The 3,622-nt window shown below is 58.1% G+C and carries 2 protein-coding genes; one reads left to right on the forward strand and one right to left on the reverse strand.

Annotated elements, in window-relative coordinates; all coding sequences use genetic code 11:
• Window positions 1–152: 152 nt before the first annotated feature.
• Window positions 153–1,346: a M20 aminoacylase family protein gene (locus tag ACFFAR_RS27925; RefSeq protein WP_062000346.1), complete on the reverse strand. Its 1,194-nt coding sequence runs from the start codon at window positions 1,344–1,346 to the stop codon at window positions 153–155.
• A 165-nt stretch (window positions 1,347–1,511) separates the two neighbouring features.
• On the opposite strand from ACFFAR_RS27925, the gene ACFFAR_RS27930 reads away from it, so the two are divergent.
• Window positions 1,512–3,593, forward strand: a complete 2,082-nt coding sequence (locus tag ACFFAR_RS27930) for a molybdopterin-dependent oxidoreductase (RefSeq protein ID WP_174365423.1) — start codon at window positions 1,512–1,514, stop codon at window positions 3,591–3,593.
• Window positions 3,594–3,622: the final 29 nt, after the last annotated feature.

Raw genomic sequence — 3,622 nt, forward strand, 5'->3', positions numbered from 1 at the left:
TCATCGCAGTCGCTAAAACCCCACCCCAAAAAGTGGGGTTTTTGCGTTTACAGCGCGGAATCGATCAGACCAGCCGAACCCACTGCTATCTGTTAATAGGAGGATTGCAGTGCAAGACGCATCGCAATCCTTCCTCGGATATGAAACACCCATCAACGAGCCGATAAAAACCTGTCAGCGAGCTTCACAAAATAGGTTGAACCGACCGACAACAAGTCGTCGTTGAAATCGTAGCTCGCGTTGTGAAGCATGCAAGGGCCCGCGCCGTGTCCCGATTCGCGATGCTCGCCTTCGCCATTTCCCAAAAACGCATAACAGCCAGGCTTTGCGAGCAGCATGAACGAAAAGTCTTCGGCGCCCATCGTCGGTTCCACCGATGCATTCACGTTCTGCTTACCCACGATTTCTTCCATCACCGATACCGCGAACCGCGCCTGCTCAGCATCATTGATCGTCGGCGGATAATTTCGATAGAACTCCAACACGCCTTCGCACTCATAAGCGGCCGCGGTCGATTCCACAATCGTCTTCATTCGTCGTTCGATCAAATCGAGTGTTTCGACCGTGAATGTTCTTACCGTGCCACCTAGCCATGCATCATCGGGGACGACATTGACTGCGTCGCCCGCGTGGATCTGCGTGATCGACAAAACGGCCGTATCGATAGGCTTCTTGCTCCGCGTGATGATTCCCTGCAGTCCGTTGGCAATCTGCATTGCGGCGAAAATCGGGTCGCGGCCGTTATGCGGCAACGCTGCATGCGACCCGATCCCTTTGACGCTGATTCGAAACTCGTTGCTCGATGCCATCAATGGGCCTTCCGTCACGCCAAACGTGCCCGCCTTCATGCCCGGCCAGTTGTGAATGCCAAAGACGGCATCGACGGGAAACTGCTCGAACAAGCCATCGTGGATCATCGCTTTTGCGCCCGCGCCGCCTTCTTCGGCCGGTTGGAAGATGAACACGATGGTCCCATCGAACTTTCCATACTTGGCCAGATGTTGGGCCGCGCCGAGCAACATGGCCGTGTGGCCGTCGTGACCGCATGCGTGCATGCGTCCCGCATTTTGTGATTTGTGATCGAACGTGTTGAGTTCCGTGATCGGCAAGGCATCCATATCGGCACGAAGGCCAATGCTCCTTGAGCTCGAACCGCGCTTCAACACACCAACCACGCCGGTTTTTCCCATCCCGCGATGAACCTCGAGACCCCATCGTTCAAGATTTTCAGCCACGAGTTTCGCGGTTCCGACTTCTTCGTAACGTAGTTCCGGGTTTGCGTGGATCGTTCGTCGCAAAGCTTTGATTTCTTCGTGTGATGCTTCGATTTCTGGAATCAAATTCATGGAAAAAGCCCCTGTCTGAACAATTGATCGTGCGCACGGGTATCCGCGTCAGTGGTTCCATTCTACGCCCGCGATTATTTATCGATGTTCGAGACCGTCGGCTTTCGCCAACCGTAATAAAATTGTCTCATCTGGCGGATTTCGCCGGTTCTAAATGGATCTCCCATGAACGCTCCCGCCGAATTCGTCCGCGCCGTCTGCCCGCACGATTGCCCCGATACATGCGCAATGCGCGTCACGGTGAAGGACGGTCGCGCGATCAAGATTTCGGGTGACCCGGATCATCCGCCGACGCAAGGCGTGCTGTGTACAAAGGTGACGCGATACGCGGAGCGCACGCATCACAAGGATCGTTTGCTGACGCCGATGCGCCGCGTCGGACGCAAAGGCGAAGGACATTTCGAAGCGATCAGCTGGGGCGAAGCGCTGACACTCGCTGCCGATCGGCTAGGTGAGATAGCCGCGCGTTCGCCCGAAGCGATCATGCCGTACAGCTACGCGGGCACGATGGGTCTCGTGCAGGGCGAAAGCATCGCGGCGCGTTTTTTCAATATGCTGGGTGCATCGCGGCTGGACCGGACGATTTGCGCCGCAGCCGGCGCCGCGGGCTTGCGCTACACGTATGGCGGAAGTCTCGGCATGCATACCGAGTACTTCGAGGAAAGCGAGTTGATTCTCATCTGGGGATCGAATCCGATTGCATCGAATCTGCATTTCTGGACGCGGGCGCAGGAGGCCAAGCGGCGCGGCGCGCGACTGATCGCGATCGATCCGTATCGTTCGCTCACGGCGGAGAAGTGTCATCAGCATATTGCGTTGAAGCCCGGCACGGACGGCGCGCTTGCGCTCGGTATGATCAATGTCCTGATCGGCGACGGGTTGATCGACCATGAATACATAAGCGCGCATACGCTCGGTTTCGATCAGCTCAAGGCTCGCGCGAACGACTATCCGCCCCCGCGTGTGGCGGAGATTTGCGGAATCGAAGCGCAAGTGGTGATCGATCTGGCGCGCGCTTTTGGATCGACGAAAAAAGCATCCATACGTCTCAACTACGGCATGCAGCGCGTGCGCGGCGGCGGCAATGCGGTTCGTGCGATTGCGTGTTTGCCATCGCTTACCGGTGCGTGGCGCGAGCGGTCGGGCGGGTTGCTGCTTTCATCGTCGAATTGGGCGCCTGTTGACGTCAACGCCCTCGAACGGCCCGACTTGTTGCCGGGATGGCCGTCGAAATTGCCTCGCATCGTGAACATGAATGCCATCGGCGATGCACTTCTGCATCCCGGCGACACTACGTTCGGCCCGAAGATCGAAGCGATGATTGTCTACAACTCGAATCCCGTAGCCGTCGCGCCGGATTCGGCGAAGGTCGCCACGGGTTTCGCGCGGGAAGATCTGTTCACGATCGTGCTCGAGCACTTCCAGACCGATACCGCGGATTACGCCGACCTCATTTTTCCCGCGACCACGCAGCTCGAACATCTCGATGCCCACAAGTCCTACGGTCACACGCATGTGATGGCGAACTTGCCGGCGATCCCGCCAGTGGGCGAATCACGCGCGAACACGGAGATTTTCCGAGGCCTGGCAAAAGCGATGGGGCTGACGCATCCCGCGTTGTTCGAAACCGATGACGAAGTGGCATCGAAGGCATTCAGATGGGATGACCCCGCGCTTGCGGGCGTGAACTGGGAAACACTGAAGTCGAACGGCTGGGCGCAGCTCAAGCTGCCGGACGCGCCGTTTGCGGAGGGCGGATTCCGCACGCCATCGGGAAAATGCGAGTTTTTCAGCGAGCGCCTCGAGCGCGCGGGACTGGAGCCGGTGCCCGACTATTTGCCGCCGTATGAATCGGCTGAATACGCGCCGGCGCTGGCTGCACGGTATCCGCTTTCGATGATCTCGCCGCCTGCCCGGAACTTCCTCAATAGCAGCTTCGTCAACGTCGAAAGCCTTCGGTCAACGGAAGGCGAGCCGCATGTCGATATTCATCCCGCCGATGCCCACGCCCGCCAGATTGCCAACGGCGAAATGGTGCGCATCTTCAACGATCGTGGATCGATGCAAGCGCGGGCTCGCATAACGGATCGCGCGCGTGAAGGCGTGGTGGTCGGATTGTCGATCTGGTGGAAGAAACTCGCACCCGATGGTTGCAATGCGAATCAGGTGACGAGCCAGGCGCTGACCGATCTCGGCGGTTCTGCGACATTTTATGACTGTCTCGTGGAGGTCGAGACCGTTTACTAATTCAGGCAGAAGCAAGGCGGCATAGGGGG

Source organism: uncultured Caballeronia sp. (assembly GCF_964243625.1).
Lineage (GTDB): Bacteria > Pseudomonadota > Gammaproteobacteria > Burkholderiales > Burkholderiaceae > Caballeronia.

Excerpts from the sequence above, each read along its gene's own strand:
- ACFFAR_RS27925 (WP_062000346.1), bottom strand. The coding sequence starts at position 1,346 with ATGAATTTGATTCCAGAAATCGAAGCATCACACGAAGAAATCAAAGCT.
- ACFFAR_RS27930 (WP_174365423.1), top strand. The coding sequence starts at position 1,512 with ATGAACGCTCCCGCCGAATTCGTCCGCGCCGTCTGCCCGCACGATTGC.